Genomic DNA, 15425 nt, shown 5'->3' with positions numbered 1-15425 from the left:
CTCGCCCGGGTACTGCTCGCCCGGGTACTGGGAGCCGGGGGGAGGGTAGTTGCCCGGAGGCGGGTAGTTACCGGGCGGCGGGTAGTTGCCCGGAGCCGGCTGCGGTGTCGGGTACGGCTGGCCTCCCGGGCCGCCGGGCTGGCCCTGCGGCGAGCCGTACAGCGGCGACGCCTGCGGTCCCGACTGCGAGGGGCCCTGATGCGACGAGCCCTGCTGGGACGGCTGGCCCGACTGCGGGGGAGCCGAGATGCGCTGCGTGGTACCGGCACCCGACGGCGACTCGTACGGCGCGAGCGGACCCGACTGGGGTGCGTATGCCTCGCCGGCCGGCGCAGCCGGCTCGGACAGGTGTGGCGGCAGGTCGCTCTCCGCCTCGGCCTTGGCTTTCGACGTCCCCTCCGGATCGAGCAGATCGCGGATCTCGGTCAGCAGCGCGACCTCGGTGACCTCGGACTTCTTGCCGAAGCCGCCCAGCTCCGCGAGCTTGTTGTACGGCAGGATGATGATGAAGTACACGACCGCCGCGATGATCAGGAAGTTGATGACGGCGGTGATCACGCTGCCGATGTCGACGAAGGTCGAGCTGTTGTCGGTGATCTGGAAGCCGAGTCCCTGAGCGGCATCCGAGCCGACCGGGATCGCGTTGATGATCGGCTGGACGATGCCGTCGGTGAACGCGGTCACGATCGCGGTGAAGGCCGCACCGACGATGACTGCGGTAGCCAGTTCGACGACGTTGCCCTTGAGTATGAAGTCCTTGAATCCCTTGAGCACGGTGTGCGGCCTCTCCTTGGTCTTCCGCTCTTGTTTCGGTGATTCGGTCTCAGTCGGTGCAAAAACATTTGCTGTGCGAACTCGTACTACCCTATCCAGGATCGTGAACGATCCGATCCATTTGCCTTGAATCTTCCGGAGTGTCGTGGCTGAAGGCTGCTGTCATGTCCGATTCGGCATCCGTCCGGTGCAGGGCATCAGCGCGTGAATTCAGTGCAGGACCACGGCCAGTGAGGAGTCCAGCCCGGCAGCCGCTACTCGATGCGCCGCAGCGACATCCATCGCGAGAAGAACCGGTGCCACCGTGCTGCGACCGGCGGAGAAGCCGGTCGGCGAGTCCTGGCCCGTGTGCATCGCCACGACGGCGCGTCGGGCGAGAACCTCCTCGGAGTCGGTCAGGACGTCGACCACGTCACCGGGTCTAAGCAGCGACGTGACCGCCTCGTCGGACAACCGGACCGGTACGAGGCGCGCGTCGTCGACGCCGGTCAGGTCGGCCGGCAGCCGCGAGGACAGCAGCCTGGTGTCGGTCAGTATCTCGCCGGTACGAACCCGTCCGGTGACGGTCCGCCCGGCTGCGAGCTCGGTGTCGGAGATGGCGCCCGCGGGAACCGTGCTTCCCGCGACGAGCCGAGTAGCCAGATCATCGGCGGCGACCACCTGCCCCGGTAGCAGATCGCGAGCCGCGACGAGCACTTCGAACTCGCCGTCCGCTCGGGTCCCGGCGAGAGCGATCACGGCGGCCGCGACGACGAGGGCAACCGCGACGAGGCGTCGGACCGCCAGACTGCGCATCCACCCGGGCCGCAGTGCGGAGCCGAGCCGATCGCGGAGGCGTGGGCCGAGTCGGTCGAGCGGAAGCGACGTCCGGGTGGGTGGCATATGCGGACTGTAGGGCGCTGACCACTCCGAACGCGGGTCCGAGGTATCGCTGTGGACCGTCCGGTGGTGGGTGGCCGACTGTCCACAGTCCGCCGTCGTGAGAGTCCTCGGATAGGGTTACCGACGAACAAATCATGGTGTGCCGGGAAGTCTGGTCGGCCGTTGCCCGGTCCCGGGTGGCGTGATGTGGGCATGCGTGTGCCCTGCGAACAGAGGAGCTTCATGACGGACCTGCCACCGACCGACAAGCCGACGGATCAGCGACCGACGAGTCACGCCGAATCGCACGCTCCCGGGCGGCGTGACCGACTCAGGCAGTGGGCCGCGCTCGACACCACCAGCGGTGTCCTACTGCTCATCGCCGGGGCCATCGCCGTCGTCTGGGCCAACTCGCCGTGGCGGGAGAGCTACGCGTCGCTGCTGCACACCGAGGTCGGACCCGACTTCATGCATCTGGATCTGTCGCTGGCGCACTGGGCCTCTGACGGACTCCTGGCGATCTTCTTCTTCGTCGTCGGTGTGGAGCTCAAGCACGAGTTCGTGGCCGGCGGCCTGCGCGATCTGAAGCTCGCCGGGGTGCCGATCGCCGCAGCAGTGGGCGGCATGGTCACCCCTGCACTCTTCTACGTGGTCGTCGTCGCCCTCGGCGACCCCGAAGGCCTTCGCGGCTGGGCGATCCCGACCGCCACCGACATCGCCTTCGCGCTCGCCGTCCTCGCGATCTTCGGTCGCGGCCTCCCGATGCCGTTGCGGACGTTCCTGCTCACGCTGGCCGTCGTCGACGATCTGCTCGGCATCGTCGTGATCGCGACCTTCTACACCGACGAGATCGACTTCGTCATGCTCGGCGGCGCACTCGTCGTGGTTGCCCTGTTCGCCGTCCTGGTGCGGGGCTCGTGGCGGCTCTGGCCGCTGTTCATCCCGGTCGGCGTCGTCGCCTGGGCCCTCATGCACGCATCCGGCGTGCACGCCACCGTCGCGGGTGTGCTGCTCGGCTTCGTCGTGCCCGCCGTCGCGATCCGTGGTGAGAAGATCCCGCGCACGGAACGGCTCGACGAAGCGGTGCGCCCGTACTCGGCGGCCATCGCGCTCCCGGTCTTCGCGTTCGCTGCCGCAGGCGTCACCGTGATCGGCGGCGAGGGATCGATCGTGCAGCCCGTGTCGATCGGTATCGTTCTCGGACTCGTCGTCGGCAAACTCGTCGGCGTTCTCGGATCGACCTGGCTGATGACGAAGTTCACGCCGCTGCGGCTTCCTGATGCCATCGGTATCCGGGACCTGTTGCCGATCGGCATGCTCACCGGCGTCGGATTCACCGTGGCCCTCCTCATCTCCGAACTCAGCTTCGAGGGCGGATCCGACGACCACGCCGCAGCAGCGAAGGCGGCCATCCTCGCCGGCTCGGTCATCTCGGCGGCACTCGCCGCGATGCTGTTGCGCTGGGACGCCCGCCAGGCACGTGATGCCGACATGAACCGTGACAACATCCCCGACATGAACCGCGACGTCATCGGCGGATAGCCACGGCAGTGGACGAGAAGAGCCCGGGACCGTGGGGTCCCGGGCTCTTTCGTCGTTCGGACGGCTTCGTCGGCCGGAAAGCCGATCGGCTCAGGAGCTGGTGATCTCTTCCTTGGGGCGACTGTTGGCGTCGGGGTCGTAGGTCTCCCAGAACGTCGCACCCACGATGCCGAGTGCGACCGGGTCGAAGATCGGGTCCTTGCCCTGCTTCTTCTGCCGTTCGTAGTCACGCAGCGCCTTGAACGCGGGCTGCTGCAACACCAGGATGCCGAGGATGTTCAGCCAGGCCATCAGGCCCACGCCGATGTCGCCCAGCGTCCAGGCGTCCTCGGCCGTGGAGACCGCCCCGTAGGCCACCGAGATCAGGATCGCGGCCTGCAGGAGCAGCGTGAGGTTGGCTCCCAGGGTGCTGCGCAGTGGGCGGATGTAGATCGTCGACGACTGGCCCATGAGGAACCGTAGGTTCGTCTCGGCCATGTAGTAGTAGGCGATGATCGTGGTCAGGCAGAAGAACGCGAGCGAAATGGCGACGAACGTCGAGCCCGCGCCGCTCCACATGCTGTCGAATCCGACCTGCACGAAAGTCGGGCCGACACTCACATCGCTGGGCAGCAGACCACCCTCGCCGAGGACCGCACCGCTGGCGCTCTCACCTTCGAACACCCGGTACGCGCCGGTGGTGATGATGAGGAAGCCGGTGGCCGAGCAGACGAACAGAGTGTCGATGTAGACCGCGAAGGCCTGGACGAAACCCTGTTTGGCCGGATGGGAGACCTCGGCGGCGGCAGCGGCGTGCGGGCCGGTGCCCTGACCTGCCTCGTTCGAGTAGATCCCGCGCTTGACGCCCCACATGATCGCGGCGCCGATGATCGAGCCGAACACGGCGTCGGTACCGAAGGCGCTCGAGAAGATCAGGCGGAACACCTCGGGGATCTGCGAGGCGTTCGTGAAGACGACGACCAGGGCGAACAGGATGTAGCAGACCGCCATGAACGGCACGACGATCGAGGCGAAGGTGGCGATGCGCTTGACGCCGCCGATGATGACGAACGCCAGGACGATCACGATGCCGATCGCGACGGCCCAGTCGGCGACGTCCCAGGCCTGGCTCATCGCCACGGTCATGGAATTGGACTGGATGCCGGGCAGCAGGATGCCACATGCGAGCACCGTCACCGCCGCGAAGACGAGGCCGTAGACCTTGAAGAACTTCGAGGACTTGGTGTGGGCGAATGCCTTGCTGAAGTAGTACGCCGGTCCGCCGCGGTATTCGTTGGTCAGCGGGTCACGCGTCTTGTAGATCTGGCCCAGGGTGCATTCGACGAACGAGGTCGACGCTCCGAGGAACGCCACGAGCCACATCCAGAAGAGCGCACCCGGCCCGCCGAAGGCGATGGCGGTGGCGACGCCCGCGATGTTGCCGGTGCCGACGCGACCGGCGATGGAGATCATCAGCGCCTGGAACGAGGACACCCCGTCCGGTGAGCTGTGTCCGTGGATCATCGCGCGGATCATCTCCGGGATGTGGCGGACCTGTAGGAATCGAGACCGCAGTGAGAAGAACACGCCTGCGCCGAGGCACAGGTACACCAGCGGATCGCTCCAGATGATGTCGTTGAGTTTGGTGAGAAAGTCGGTCATCGCACTCCAGTGAAGGTGTTGGCTGGCGTCGTCGGGACAAGCGGTAGTTTGTCAGGAGAACGACCGCTGCGTGACCGACGTGAGAAAACACTTTGCCCCAATCCGACCGGATCGTCTCGACGAGGTCGGGAAAAGGCGGGATCCGAGTCCTCGATCTCCGGCGAAACCACACCCGATTAGCACTCGGAATGAGTGAGTGCCAAAATCGGTTACACTTGTCAGCGTTTACTGACTTTCGGAGGTTCAGGTGCCCACCTACTCATATGCCTGCACGGAGTGCGACAACAAGTTCGACATCGTCCAGTCGTTCTCCGACGACTCGTTGACCGAATGCCCGCAGTGCACCGGTCGCCTGCGCAAGCTGTTCAACTCGGTCGGCATCGTGTTCAAGGGGAGCGGTTTCTACCGCACCGACTCGCGATCGGGGTCGTCCTCGACGGACACCTCGTCGTCGTCCTCGTCCTCGGACAGCTCGTCGTCGAGCGGCTCCTCGTCCTCGTCGGATTCGTCGTCGTCGGGCTCGAGCAGCAGCACCACCAAGAGCGACAGCAAGGCCGCCACGCCCGCCTGACGGGTCGCGCACAACTTCACAGCCGAACCTGGGCAGGATCGCCTCCGGAATTCACCGGACGGACCCGCCCAGGTTTTGTTGTCTCAGAACCTGTCTTCGATCAGCCCAGCTCCTGGAATCCGCCGCCCGGGGTGAGCACCCAGCCGACGGCGACGTCGTGATCGCCGGCGGGCAGGGAGTCGACGAGCTCCTCGTCGTAGACGACGGCCACGAGGTCCGCGGACAGCCCGACGAGGGTGCGGTCGTAATACCCGGCGCCGCGGCCGAGACGGACCCCGGTCTTGTCGACCGACAGGGCGGGGATCAAGATCACCGACGCCGCGCGGATCGCGGGCACACCGAGACGGTCGTGGGTAGGTTCCAGCAGACCCCATCGCCCCGGGGCGAGAGAACCGGGACCGGTATAGCGGGCCCAGTCGAGTGGGGCGGGTTCGCCGTCCGGGACCACCGGCAGCAGCACCGTCACGCCCCGGTCGAGAAGCGCGTCGAGCATCGCCGTCGAACCAGGCTCGTCGCCGACGGGCACATAGGCGGCGACCGTGACGTCGTATTCGAGGCGGAACGGGCAGGTGTGTATCCACTCGGCGAGGTCTTCGGCAGCCCGCTCGCGCGCGGCCGCCGTCATGGTCGACCGACGCTTCGCGGCTTCCTCTCGCCGCCGGTCCTTCAGGGTTCGCACGACGCGACCGTCCTTCATGCCGTGGGTGGCTCGCCGACGCCCGAACTGTATCGGACCTCGACCCCGGTTCGGGTGAGGTCTGAGTCACTGCTGTCTGTCCGGCCGCTCGGGGACACCTGTCCTAGGGTGGTTCCATGACTGCGTCCAAAGATGGCTTCAGCGAGTACGAATCGGTACCCAACACCCCGCCGATCCCGCGCACCGCGGTGGTCCCGGCTGCCGGGCTGGGGACGCGCTTCCTACCCGCCACCAAGACGGTGCCCAAGGAGCTGCTGCCGGTGGTCGACACCCCCGGTATCGAGCTGGTCGCAGAGGAGGCCAAGTCGGCCGGCGCGGAGCGGCTCCTGATCGTCACGTCGCCGGGCAAGGACGGCGTCGTCGCGCACTTCGTGAAGGACCTCGTCCTCGAGAACACCCTCGCCAAGCGCGGCAAGGAGGCGATGCTGGCCAAGGTCCGCAAGGCGCCCAACCTGCTCGAGGTCGCCTCGGTCGTCCAGGAGAAGCCCCTGGGCCTCGGCCACGCTGTCGGGTGTGTCGAGGACCGCCTCGACGATGACGAGGACGCCATCGCCGTTCTGCTGCCCGACGACCTCGTCCTGCCCGGTGGCGTGTTGGAGGTCATGGCGCGCACGCGCGAGCGTCGTGGCGGTTCGGTCCTGTGTGCGATCGAGGTCCCCGAGGACCGCATCAGCGCCTACGGCGTCTTCGACGTCGAGCCGCTGCCCGACGCCAACAACCCCAACGTCATGAAGCTCAAGGGCATGGTCGAGAAGCCGGAGCCGCAGGACGCGCCGTCGAATCTCGCCGCGGCCGGCCGCTATATCCTCGACCGCAAGATCTTCGACGCGCTGCGTCGGATCAAGCCGGGCGCGGGCGGCGAACTCCAGCTCACCGACGCCATCGCTCTTCTCATCGAGGAGGGTGAGCCCGTCCACGTCGTCGTCCATCGCGGCACCCGCCACGACCTGGGCAACCCCGGCGGCTACCTCAAGGCCGCCGTCGACTTCGCGCTCGACCGCGACGATTACGGCCCTGATCTGCGGGAGTGGCTCGAGAAGCGTCTCGCCGAGAGCTGATCGTCGGGGCTTCCGCGCGCCTCGGCCGTTCCGGCGCGCGGGCCCGATACCGTTTGTCTGTGGTGTATCGAGCAGTGCGGGTGTTTCGAGCAGTGCGGGAAGTGCGGTGAGATGCGGTCGGTCGAAGATCATCTGACGCTCGTGACCGCCGCCGCGGTGGCGCCGCGGCCGGTGCGTGTCGCGATCTCCGAGGCGCAGGGTCTGATGTGCGCGGAGGAAGTGGTCACCGAGCATCCGATGCCGGGTTTCGATCAGGCGGCCATCGACGGTTACGCGGTGCGTGCGGTCGACGTGGCCCTGGCCGGCGTTCTGGCTCCGGAGGATCTCGAGGAGTTCGATCCGAACGGTGCCGAGCTCGTCGACCTCGAAGCGGGCGAGCCCATGATCGTGTCGCTGCCGGTGGTCGGGGAGGTGGGCCCGGGGTCGCGCACCCCGACCCGGCTGCAACCGCGCCAGGCCGTGCGCGTGGAGACCGGTGCGCCGATGCCGACGCTCGCCGACGCGGTGGTGCCGCTGCGCTGGACCGACGGCGGCGACCAGAAGGTCAAGGTCGGTCACGGTGTCGAGAGCGGCAATTACGTGCGCCGGGTCGGCGACGACGTCCAGCCCGGTGACGTCGCGGTCCGGGCCGGTGCGATCATCGGTCCCGCCCAGGTGGGTCTGCTGGCCGCGGTCGGACAGTCCCGTGTGATGGTGCACCCGCGTCCGCGTCTGTCGGTGATCTCGGTCGGCAGCGAACTCGTCGACATCGACCGCACGCCCGGACCGGGACAGATCTACGACGTCAACAGCTATGCGCTCGCCGCCGCCGCGCGCGACGCCGGCGCCGATGTCAACCGGGTCGGCATCGCCGAGCGCGACGCCTCCCGCATGCGTGAGGTCGTCGAGGCGCAGCTCATCCGGTCCGAGATCGTGGTGATCTGCGGCGCGGTCGGCGGCAGCGCGTCGAAGGCCATCGCGGACGCCCTCGCCGACCTCGGTGAACTCGAGATCGTCCGCGTCGCCATGCATCCCGGCTCGGTACAGGGTTTCGGCCGCCTCGGTCGCGACGAGGTGCCGACTTTCCTGCTCCCGGCGAACCCGGTGAGTGCTCTGGTCACCTTCGAGGTGATGGTGCGCCCTCTCATCCGCATCGCGCTGGGCAAGCGGCAGCCGATGCGTCGGGTGATCAAGGCCCGCACCATCGGGCCGATCGCGTCGGTGCGCGGTCGCAAGGGGTATCTCCGCGGGCAGCTCATGCGCGACGAACGGACCGGGGACTACCTGGTCCAGGTGCTCGGCGCGTCGCCGACCGGCTCGTCGCACCTGCTGGCCGAACTCGCCGAGGCGAACTGTCTGATCATGGTCGACCCCGAGGTCGAGGAGATGAGTACCGGCGACGAGGTCGAGGTCGCCTTCCTCGCCCAGCGCGGCTGACCCCGTCGAGACCCTTGATGCGCCTAAACTGACTCATCGTGTTCAGGTGGTTGAGCGGAAGCGGGGGCAGCCCGGGTTGGCCGGCGACCCTCGGTCCGCTGCGCACCAAGGCCGGGACGGTCACGTTGCGCCCGGTCAAGGTCCGCGACGGCAAGACCTGGAGCGAACTGCGCATACGTAACCAGAACTCGCTGTTGCCGTGGGAACCCACCGGCGTCGGGAGTTGGGCGGACCGCCATCAGCCTGCGTCGTGGCCGCCGCTCTTCGCGGTGTTGAAGTCGGAGGCCAAGCGCGGCACCATCCTGCCGTTCGTGATCGAGCTCGACGACCAGTACGTGGGCCAGCTGACGGTCGGCAACATCCAGCGCGGAGCCGTGCGCAGTGCGTGGATCGGCTACTGGGTCGACAATGCGCACGCCGGGCAGGGCATCGCGACGGCGGCCGTCGCGCTCGGCGTGGACCACTGCTTCGGCCCGGTCGGGCTGCACCGCCTCGACGCGACGGTGCAGCCGGCCAACGAGGCCTCCCAGAAGGTGTTGAAGAACATCGGTTTTCGGCAGGAAGGCCTGCTGGTCCGGTACATGGACGTCAACAAGCGCTGGCGTGACCACATGCTGTTCGCGCTGACGGCCGAGGAGGTCGTCGGGTCGGCGGCCGAGGCGCTGGTCCGTTCTGGTCGGGCGTCCTTCCGCTGACGCGTCGCAGCCCAGCCCGAAACAGTTGACGCTGCCCGAATCCGTCGGTGCCGCCGAATAAGCTGGCGGCATGACTGATCTCGAAATCGTGGTTCGCGGTAATGCGCGCGGTCGGTATGCCCCGGAACGCGGCGTGATCGATCTCGCCGTCCATCTCGAAGGTCCCGTGAAGGCTGCCGTGTACGAGGCTGCGGTGGCACTGCATTCGCGGATCACCGGTGCTCTCGCCGAACTCGAGTCGACCGGTGCGGTGAACCGGTGGACCGCCGAATCGGTACGGGTGTACTCGTCCCGGGCCTACTCGCGGGACGGAGAGCCGCGGGACCCGATGTACAACACCCGCATTCGCCTCGACGCCGAGTTCGTGGACTTCGAGAAGCTGTCGGAGTTCATCGACACCTGGTCCGGGGAAGAAGGGGTGGCGGTCGAAAACGTTCGCTGGGACGTCCACGAGACCAGTCGCCGCGCACACGAACGCGAGCTGCGTCGGGAGGCGGTCGAGGACGCAATCGCCAAGGCGCAGGCCTACTCCGACGCCGTGGGACGCGGGCCGGTGATACCGACTCTCCTGTCGGACCCGGGCATGGTCGACCATGCCCCGTCACCGCGCGGGCGGGTGATGAGTGCCGCCATCCCGGGAGCTGCGCCGTCGCCGAGCCTCGAAATGCGGGCCGATGACATCGAGATCCGCGTCGCGGTGGACGCGCGTTTTCGCGCCGAGTGACTGAGAGCGGCATGTGAATCCGCGCCGACATGTTCGCGCTCCGGCGCGTCGGCGCGGAACTGGGACTTTCGGGCCCTAGATTGTGGAGTGGCCTCGTGTGACCAGAGTGAATGAAGGGAGAGTCGCATGCCCAACTCCGTACTGTGGGTTTGTCTCGTCGCGGTCTGGCTCTTCGTGCTGGTCCCGATGGTGATCAAGGGTCGTCCCCAGATCCTCAAATCGACCGAGGCCGCGAAGAAGACGCGCTTGCTACACCGCGGCGGTTCCCGCGCGACGGCGCCGTCGACCGCGCGACGCCGCTCGTCGGCCCGCCACCCGCACGACCCGTCGTGGAAGTCCTCCCGTAAGGCGACCGCCACCACCGCCGTGGTCGACGAGGTCGAGGACGACACCGCCACCGAGACCGAGGACACCGACGTCACGACGAAGGTCCAGCGCGTCGTCGATGTCGAGGCGGAGAAGCCGACCGTGGAGGCCACGGATGAGGCCGACGCCGAGGACACCGACCTCGAGGACGTCGCCGACGAGACCGACGATGTCGAGGACGACGAAACCGCCGAGACCGCCGAGGCTGATGACGACCTGGTCGACGAGGCCGAGGAGACCGACACCGAGGAATCCGAGGCAGGGGTTTCCGAGGATTCCGAGTACGAGGACTCCGAAGAGGCCGAGTACGAAGACGATTCGGAAGCCGCCGAGTACGACGACGAAGCCGAGTACGAAGAGGCGGAGTACGACGAAGAGGCCGAGTACGACGACGAAGCCGAGTACGAGGACGCGACCGACGATCTCGACGAGGACGAATACGACGACTACGCCCGCGCGTCCCGGCACACCGAGGCCGAACCGCAGTCGGTCGTCGACGAACTCGAAGACGAACGGCCGGCGGAGCGTAAGCCGCAGTCCGAACGGGTTCGACGCAGCGTCTACTCGTCGGAGAAGGAACGCGAGCTGAAGTACCGCGAGCGTCAGCGGGTCACGCTGGGTCTGTTCGTGCTGTTCGTCCTGTCGCTGGTGTCGGGCTTCCTGATCGGGACGCCCGGCTGGGTCGTCACGGGTGTCGTCGGACTCATGCTGGTCGGCTACCTCGCGTACCTGCGTCGGGCGGTGAAGGTCGAGCAGCAGATCCGGGCTCAGCGACTCGCCCGCGCCAAGCGTGCGCAACGCGCGGAGGAAGAGCGTCGTCGACGCGCCGCCGCAGTGCCCGAGTTCGCCGCCGCCCCGCCGCCCCCGCGTCTGCGGCGTCCCGGTGGCGCAGTGGTTCTCGAGATCGACGACGAGGACCCCGTGTTCGACCACCTGCCGCCGTTCCAGCGTCGCCGCATGGACCGCGAGGACCTGGAGTACCGCCGGGTCGGCTGACCTCGATACGCGGCGTCCTCGCTCCGCTCGGTCGGCGCTACTCGGCCAACAGACTTCGCCGGTTGAGTAGGCGAGCGTTTCAGCGTCCCGTGGTCAGTGACGTCTTCCCGTGCTTGTCCAGCCATGCCTGACCGCGTCTGGCGGCCGTCGAGAGGGCGAACCGCTCACCGAGGTAGGTTGCCGGCGCTCCGATGACCGGGATGTACCCGAGCATGCGGAACAGGACCATCGGCTGCGGCCGCTTCTCGAACTCGTCGTCGACGGCACGCAGCAGCTTTGCGGCATCCCAGATCCCGCCGAGCAACGACTTCTTGCGTTCCTCGGGTTCGCTGGGCAGGGGAGCACCGGATTCCGATGACAGATCAGGTGTGGAGATCTCCCGTCCGCACAGGACCGACGCCAGCAGCGCGACCTGACGGCCACGGTCGGTGACCTCGTACTCGCGGGCGATCGCGACGAGCACCATCGCCTGGTTGGCGAATCCCAGGTATGGCGTGATCGGCAGGCGCTTCGCCCAGATGCCGAAGACCCCGGGGAAGGCGACCGCGGTGGTGTTGAGGGTTCCGATGCGGGTCACCCACCAGCTCGCACGCTTGTGCAGCGACCGCTCGCTCCAGCCCTTGGTGCCGGGCCAGTCGGCGACGTCGAGGAGCTTCGCGGCCGCGTGCTGGGCCTGCTCGATGCGGGAATCGGGGTGGTCGTGGTCATGGAAGGTATGACCCTTGAGGCCGAGCGGGTCGCGTTCGGCGAGCACGTCGAGAACGGGGTTGATCACCCCCACGACGTTGCTGAGAACACCGGCCAATTGCTGATCAGACATCCGAGGCACCGGCCCAGCCTAGCCATGAGTCCGGGCGTTTGGGATCCACCGCGGTGGGGCTGCTAAAGTGGCTCCCGGTTGGTCGCATGACGACCGTCCGGGGCTATGGCGCAGTTGGTAGCGCGACTCGTTCGCATCGAGTAGGTCAGGGGTTCGATTCCCCTTAGCTCCACCACAGATCGAGGGCTCCGGCATCGCGCCGGGGCCCTCGAACTCGTTCTCGGTCCGCCCACGGATCGATTCGTGTCGGTTACGAGCCGGATGACCGGCCCGAAGGACCGCGCCGGACGATCCTCCGAGACGCCACCGGGGTAATGTTGAGTCATCCGGTTCGAACACCCGACAGGCTGCTGTCGGCCTCTCCGGTGTCAGACAGTAGACACCTCCACTCTCCGTCTGATGAACACGTCAGGTGGGAATGTGATCTCCGAGATCCGCAGTATCGCTACCGTCGAAGCGGTCCGTCGATGAGCGCCCCGCCGCTCCTGGGGCCGCCCCGCGTGCGGTTCGGCGTCGATCCGTCGGCTCCGATCGGCGGTGCCTGGTACCCGTACACGCTCCAGCTCGCCGACGAGTTGCCCGGTCTTCTCGCAGCGGCCCGATCGCAGATCGGCGACGTCACCGGCATGGATGTCAACTGGACCAGCTTTCGTCGTATCCCGGGCCTGGACTCCCCGGACTCACCCATGACACCGCCGTTGATCACCTTGACCGCCGGCGGAGTCGACGTGACGCTACTGGTCATCCCGCCGCGGACCGCGTCGTCGTTGGCCGCGATCCTGCTCCGTCAGGCCAGCAACACCGTCGCCCCGGACAGTCAGCTGCATTCGCTCGAATTCCGTCGGGGCGAACGGATTCTGGAGCTGGCCGCGCGGTCGTTGGCTTCGCCCAAGAGCTGACCGGCCACAACGGTCTGCGTCAAACGCCCCACCCGGCGCAGACCGGTTTGTTAGCTTCCAGCCATGAGGACCTCGAAGCTGCTGTTGGGGCTGGTCGTGGCGGCGTTGGCCGGAGTGCTCGTCGCCACCGCCGCACCCGCGCGGGCCGACCTACCCGTCACCTACAACTTCCTCTCCGGTATCCCCGGAGAACTCACCAATCCGGGCGGCTCGCTGCCCGGGGCGAACGACTGGAACTGCAAGCCGTCACCCCGTCATCCCAACCCGGTCATCCTCGTGCACGGAACCGGGGGATCGCAGCAGACCAACTGGGGAACGTATGTCCCGCTGTTGAAGAACGAGGGCTACTGCGTCTTCACGACGACCTACGGTGCGATCAAGGGAGCCCCGTGGCCGATCAGCGCGATCGGCGGGATGGGCCTCATGTCCGAGAGCGCGCGCGAGCTGGGCGATTTCGTCACGAAGGTACGTCGCACCACCGGTGCGTCGAAGGTCGACATCATCGGGCACTCGCAGGGGACCGTGGTCCCGGCCTACTACGTCAAGTACCTCGGCGGCAAGGACCACGTCGGCAAGTACGTCTCGCTGGCTCCGGTCTGGCGTGGAACGACCGTCGCCGCCGCCGATGCCATCGGCCCGTTCGTCCGGGGACTCGGCGTGCGACCCGACCAGGTCCCGTTGTGCCAGGCGTGTTTCGACCTCGATCCCGGTGCAGCGTTCCTGCGCAAGGTCGCGGACGGCGGCTACTACGAGCCGGGCATCCAGTACACCAACATCGCCACCCGCTACGACGAACTCGTCGTCCCGTATTGGTACGGACTGCCTCCGGGCGGCAAGAATGTCCGCAACATCGTTGTGCAGGATGGATGTTCGGTCGACTACACCGAGCATGCGGGTATGGCGGGGTCGCGACGCACAGCGACCTTTGTGTTGAATGCGCTCGACCCGGAACACCCGCGCCGCGTGCCCTGTGAACGCGTCGCGCCGTTCACCGGTAGCCCGTTCTGAGCATCGTGCGCAGAGGTGTACGTCCCGCAGTCATGACCATCGTGATCGCGGCGGCGGCAGGGCTCGTGATCGCCGGTGTCACCTCGCCTGCGCGGGCGGCGGTTCCCCCGCTCGGACCCGACTTCGAGTTCGGCGTCGCCCAATCCGGTTTCCAGTCGGAGGGATACAACCGCGATTCGAACTGGCTGCGATACGGCAAGCAGGGGAGGGTGGATCAGCCCGTCGGCAACGCCGTCGACTTCTACCACCGCTACGACGAGGACATCGACCGCGCGGCGTCGCTGGGCGTGGGCATCTACCGCACATCGGTGGAGTGGTCGAGGGTCGAACCCACGCGTGGGCGCGATGATCCGGCCGGCTGGGCGTTCTACGACCGCGTGATCCGAAAGGTCGTGGACGCCGGCATGCGGCCGATGATCACCCTCAATCACTGGGTGCATCCCGGGTGGGCAGTGGATCTCGGTGGCTGGAACCGTCCCGGCATGACCGACGACACCGTGGCGTTCGCCGCTCGGGTCGTCGACCGGTATGCCTGGGCCGACCCGCTGTGGATCACCTTCAACGAACCCACCGAGTATGTTCGGCGCGAAGCCCAGTACGGCGGGCTCGCACCGCAGAACGTGGGCCGGATGGCCGACGGCATCGTTACGGCTCATCGAGCCATCTACCGGCACATCCACCGGGTGCAACCGGGTGCACAGGTATCGTCGAACTTCGCGTACTACCCGATCGTGGGTCTGCAACCATGGCTGGAATCGGTCTTCCCGCAACGGATGAGCGACACCCTCGACTTCGTCGGCATCGACCACTACTACTCGTTCTCGGTCACCGATGCCTCGGTCGCCTACGGGGCCCTCGGCGATTTCTGGAAGAGCTCGCAAGCCCCGGAGAGCATCTACTACGTGCTCCGGCACGTGGCGCGACAGTTCCCGGGCAAGTCGATCCGCGTCATCGAGAACGGGTTGGCCACCGGCCCGGACGGTCGACGCCCGGACGGCTACCGGCGTGCAGATCACCTGCGCGACACCGTGTACTGGTTGCAGCGCGCCAAGCAGGACGGTGTCCCCGTGCGCTCGTACAACTACTGGAGCCTCACCGACAACTACGAGTGGGGCGACTTCGACTCGCGCTTCGGTCTCTACACCGTCGACGCGCAACGCGACCCGTCGCTGACACGACGACCCACTGACGCCGTCGCCGCGTACCGGGAGATCACCCGAGCCGGGGGAGTGCCGGCCGGATATCGGCCGACGCGACTGCCGGTGCCGTGCTCGCTGGTCGACGTCACCGACAGTTGCGCCGAGCCCGCCACCGTTCGCTGAGTGTTCCGCAAACCCACCCCTTTTCGGCAAACCCA

15 protein-coding genes and 1 tRNA gene are annotated in these 15425 nt (G+C 67.3%); 11 read left to right on the top strand and 5 right to left on the bottom strand.

Annotated elements, in window-relative coordinates:
- Window positions 1-774: large conductance mechanosensitive channel protein MscL (gene mscL / locus OK17_RS18100; protein ID WP_461418282.1), on the bottom strand; the 774-nt coding region annotated here is incomplete at its 3' end.
- Window positions 775-984: 210 nt separating this feature from the next.
- On the bottom strand, window positions 985-1656 hold the full coding sequence (locus OK17_RS18095) for an SAF domain-containing protein (RefSeq protein ID WP_461418281.1): 672 nt from the start codon (window positions 1654-1656) through the stop codon (window positions 985-987).
- 222 nt (window positions 1657-1878) lie between these two features.
- On the opposite strand from OK17_RS18095, the gene nhaA reads away from it, so the two are divergent.
- Window positions 1879-3177 carry a Na+/H+ antiporter NhaA gene (gene nhaA / locus OK17_RS18090; RefSeq protein WP_461418280.1) on the top strand — a complete coding sequence of 433 codons (1299 nt, stop codon included), beginning with the start codon at window positions 1879-1881 and terminating at the stop codon, window positions 3175-3177.
- A 90-nt stretch (window positions 3178-3267) separates the two neighbouring features.
- Here nhaA and OK17_RS18085 read toward each other — a convergent pair whose 3' ends face one another.
- Window positions 3268-4818 carry an alanine/glycine:cation symporter family protein gene (locus OK17_RS18085; protein ID WP_232718724.1) on the bottom strand — a complete coding sequence of 517 codons (1551 nt, stop codon included), beginning with the start codon at window positions 4816-4818 and terminating at the stop codon, window positions 3268-3270.
- A 247-nt stretch (window positions 4819-5065) separates the two neighbouring features.
- On the opposite strand from OK17_RS18085, the gene OK17_RS18080 reads away from it, so the two are divergent.
- Window positions 5066-5389: an FmdB family zinc ribbon protein gene (locus OK17_RS18080; protein WP_232718723.1), complete on the top strand. Its 324-nt coding sequence runs from the start codon at window positions 5066-5068 to the stop codon at window positions 5387-5389.
- A 100-nt stretch (window positions 5390-5489) separates the two neighbouring features.
- Here OK17_RS18080 and OK17_RS18075 read toward each other — a convergent pair whose 3' ends face one another.
- Window positions 5490-6068 (bottom strand): 5-formyltetrahydrofolate cyclo-ligase, encoded by a 579-nt coding sequence (locus OK17_RS18075; RefSeq protein ID WP_461418279.1) that lies wholly within the window; start codon window positions 6066-6068, stop codon window positions 5490-5492.
- Between the two features lie 134 nt (window positions 6069-6202).
- Here OK17_RS18075 and OK17_RS18070 point away from each other — a divergent pair, with 134 nt between their 5' ends.
- The 5 genes from OK17_RS18070 to sepX all read left to right on the top strand — a co-directional run bounded on the left by OK17_RS18070 (window position 6203) and on the right by sepX (window position 11341).
- Entirely contained in the window at window positions 6203-7144 is a 942-nt protein-coding gene (locus OK17_RS18070; RefSeq protein WP_232718721.1) for a UTP--glucose-1-phosphate uridylyltransferase, read from the top strand.
- Window positions 7145-7255: 111 nt separating this feature from the next.
- Window positions 7256-8560: a molybdotransferase-like divisome protein Glp gene (glp, locus tag OK17_RS18065; protein WP_232718720.1), complete on the top strand. Its 1305-nt coding sequence runs from the start codon at window positions 7256-7258 to the stop codon at window positions 8558-8560.
- A gap of 38 nt (window positions 8561-8598) precedes the next feature.
- Window positions 8599-9255 carry a GNAT family N-acetyltransferase gene (locus OK17_RS18060; RefSeq protein WP_006867731.1) on the top strand — a complete coding sequence of 219 codons (657 nt, stop codon included), beginning with the start codon at window positions 8599-8601 and terminating at the stop codon, window positions 9253-9255.
- A gap of 70 nt (window positions 9256-9325) precedes the next feature.
- On the top strand, window positions 9326-9979 hold the full coding sequence (locus tag OK17_RS18055; protein WP_461418278.1) for an SIMPL domain-containing protein: 654 nt from the start codon (window positions 9326-9328) through the stop codon (window positions 9977-9979).
- 126 nt (window positions 9980-10105) lie between these two features.
- Window positions 10106-11341: a divisome protein SepX/GlpR gene (gene sepX, locus OK17_RS18050; protein ID WP_461418277.1), complete on the top strand. Its 1236-nt coding sequence runs from the start codon at window positions 10106-10108 to the stop codon at window positions 11339-11341.
- A 79-nt stretch (window positions 11342-11420) separates the two neighbouring features.
- Here sepX and OK17_RS18045 read toward each other — a convergent pair whose 3' ends face one another.
- A complete protein-coding gene (locus OK17_RS18045) occupies window positions 11421-12170 on the bottom strand; it encodes a hypothetical protein (protein WP_461418276.1) in 750 nt (249 codons plus the stop codon).
- A gap of 90 nt (window positions 12171-12260) precedes the next feature.
- Here OK17_RS18045 and OK17_RS18040 point away from each other — a divergent pair.
- The 4 genes from OK17_RS18040 to OK17_RS18025 all read left to right on the top strand — a co-directional run bounded on the left by OK17_RS18040 (window position 12261) and on the right by OK17_RS18025 (window position 15390).
- Window positions 12261-12336 (top strand) — tRNA-Ala (locus OK17_RS18040).
- A 292-nt stretch (window positions 12337-12628) separates the two neighbouring features.
- Complete coding sequence (locus OK17_RS18035) at window positions 12629-13060, top strand: DUF5994 family protein (RefSeq protein WP_154882737.1); 432 nt, start codon at window positions 12629-12631, stop codon at window positions 13058-13060.
- Window positions 13061-13123: 63 nt separating this feature from the next.
- Window positions 13124-14068: an esterase/lipase family protein gene (locus OK17_RS18030; protein ID WP_232718712.1), complete on the top strand. Its 945-nt coding sequence runs from the start codon at window positions 13124-13126 to the stop codon at window positions 14066-14068.
- Window positions 14069-14100: 32 nt separating this feature from the next.
- Window positions 14101-15390 (top strand): family 1 glycosylhydrolase, encoded by a 1290-nt coding sequence (locus OK17_RS18025; protein ID WP_461418275.1) that lies wholly within the window; start codon window positions 14101-14103, stop codon window positions 15388-15390.
- The last annotated feature ends 35 nt before the right edge of the window (window positions 15391-15425 follow it).

This window comes from Gordonia sp. GN26 (assembly GCF_054823965.1).
Note: the sequence above shows the minus strand (reverse complement) of the source record. Positions and strands in the feature narration are given on the sequence as shown.

Bases quoted from the DNA above. Each gene is read 5' to 3' on its own strand.
- OK17_RS18095 (WP_461418281.1), bottom strand. From the start codon at position 1,656: ATGCCACCCACCCGGACGTCGCTTCCGCTCGACCGACTCGGCCCACGC.
- nhaA (WP_461418280.1), top strand. From the start codon at position 1,879: ATGACGGACCTGCCACCGACCGACAAGCCGACGGATCAGCGACCGACG.
- OK17_RS18085 (WP_232718724.1), bottom strand. From the start codon at position 4,818: ATGACCGACTTTCTCACCAAACTCAACGACATCATCTGGAGCGATCCG.
- OK17_RS18070 (WP_232718721.1), top strand. From the start codon at position 6,203: ATGACTGCGTCCAAAGATGGCTTCAGCGAGTACGAATCGGTACCCAAC.
- glp (WP_232718720.1), top strand. From the start codon at position 7,256: ATGCGGTCGGTCGAAGATCATCTGACGCTCGTGACCGCCGCCGCGGTG.
- OK17_RS18055 (WP_461418278.1), top strand. From the start codon at position 9,326: ATGACTGATCTCGAAATCGTGGTTCGCGGTAATGCGCGCGGTCGGTAT.
- sepX (WP_461418277.1), top strand. From the start codon at position 10,106: ATGCCCAACTCCGTACTGTGGGTTTGTCTCGTCGCGGTCTGGCTCTTC.
- OK17_RS18035 (WP_154882737.1), top strand. From the start codon at position 12,629: ATGAGCGCCCCGCCGCTCCTGGGGCCGCCCCGCGTGCGGTTCGGCGTC.
- OK17_RS18030 (WP_232718712.1), top strand. From the start codon at position 13,124: ATGAGGACCTCGAAGCTGCTGTTGGGGCTGGTCGTGGCGGCGTTGGCC.
- OK17_RS18025 (WP_461418275.1), top strand. From the start codon at position 14,101: ATGACCATCGTGATCGCGGCGGCGGCAGGGCTCGTGATCGCCGGTGTC.